Origin of the sequence: Spongiactinospora gelatinilytica (assembly GCF_003236385.1) — a bacterium.
Taxonomy (GTDB): Bacteria; Actinomycetota; Actinomycetes; order Streptosporangiales; family Streptosporangiaceae; genus Spongiactinospora; species Spongiactinospora gelatinilytica.
Genome location: NZ_POUA01000734.1, coordinates 1 through 1,237, shown reverse-complemented (window position 1 = coordinate 1,237; position 1,237 = coordinate 1). Strand labels below are relative to the sequence as shown.

Below are 1,237 nucleotides of genomic sequence, written 5' to 3'. Positions count from 1 at the left end.
GGGGACGGTGACGGGCAGGGCGGGCTGGCCGGGCACGCCGAGGATGGCCTCCACGGTGGTGACGAACGTCTCCGCCTCCGCGATCAGCTCTTCCGCGTCGCGTGCGCTGACCACTCGCACCATGCCCGCCTCGGCGGCGGCGCGCTTGCCCGCGCTCACCGCGAAGTAGGCCGCCCATTCGGCCAGCCGTGGCTCGGCCTCCGGGAGCAGTTCCCAGGCGCTGCGCAGTCGCCGGCGCCTGCCGTCCATCGGCCGGGGCCGGGCGGCCAGCACCGCCGCCGCCGCGCGCAGCGCGGCCAGGTGGGCGGAGACATAACGCGTCGCCGGGGTGGTCGCCGACGCGGCCTGCGTCAGGCAGTCACGCGCATCGGCCAGGTGTGCTCTGACCGTGGGCGACAATCGGGGCCCGCTGTCATCGCTGAGCCGTGGGGTCATGCTGCAGCCTCCCTCGCTCGTGGCGGCTCCGGCTCACTGCCGGTGATGCCACATTCGCAGACAGCACCGACAATCTTGCCGGGCGGCCGGACGAGGAGCTTCCCCACTCCCCGTCCGGCCGGGCGACGCCCACTCGTCTCCGCCGACGACGAGGACGCCACCCACCGCCCATGGAACGGGCCGCGAGTCCCGTTCTCACCATCGAACATAAATTCGATCGGTATTGATGTCAAGTCCCTGCGAACACAGTTTCGATCAAGGGTGCTGACCAGGCCAGAGAGTGTGGTCTGGAGTCAGGGCGCGCATGCCCGCCCAGTCAGATGGAGTACACGCCGCCGGGGCCACGCGACGGTCCCGGCGGGCGAGTGGAAGAAGGGCTCCGGTCCGTAGCGAGGGCACGAAGTGCCGATGCAGGAGGACCGGGCGGCCTGACAGGCTACCCAAAAGCGGTGGGAACGGTGGGCAGGGGCGCGCGCTTGTGATTCTCGGTCGTGAGGGGCAGGAGGTGGCCGCCGAGAGCGGCAGTAGAGGGCTTGCCGTCCAAGGGCACGACCGATGTCGGCGTCGAGGCAAGCCCGACAACCGATTCGGACCGGTACGTACGGCACACGACGAGCCCCGGCGTCGGGCGGAGCCCGATACGAGGAAGAGCGTCCGAGCGTCAGCGAGGGCCGAGCCCTTTGGCGCACAGGACGGAAGGGGCGGGACGGCCGGTAGAGGGCGGTGGGGATTGCTCTTCTGGGGCCAGGGACCGGTAGGTAAGGGCGCGGCCGACGCCGAGGCTGGGGAGGCCCAATACATC

Annotated in this window: 1 protein-coding gene; it reads right to left on the bottom strand. The window is 71.0% G+C overall.

The genetic code is table 11. The annotated features are described in order from the left end of the window. Positions 1-435, bottom strand: a 435-nt coding sequence (locus C1I98_RS39010) for an SAV_6107 family HEPN domain-containing protein (RefSeq protein ID WP_111172197.1), incomplete at its 3' end; no start/stop codon positions are given. Positions 436-1,237 lie beyond the last annotated feature (802 nt).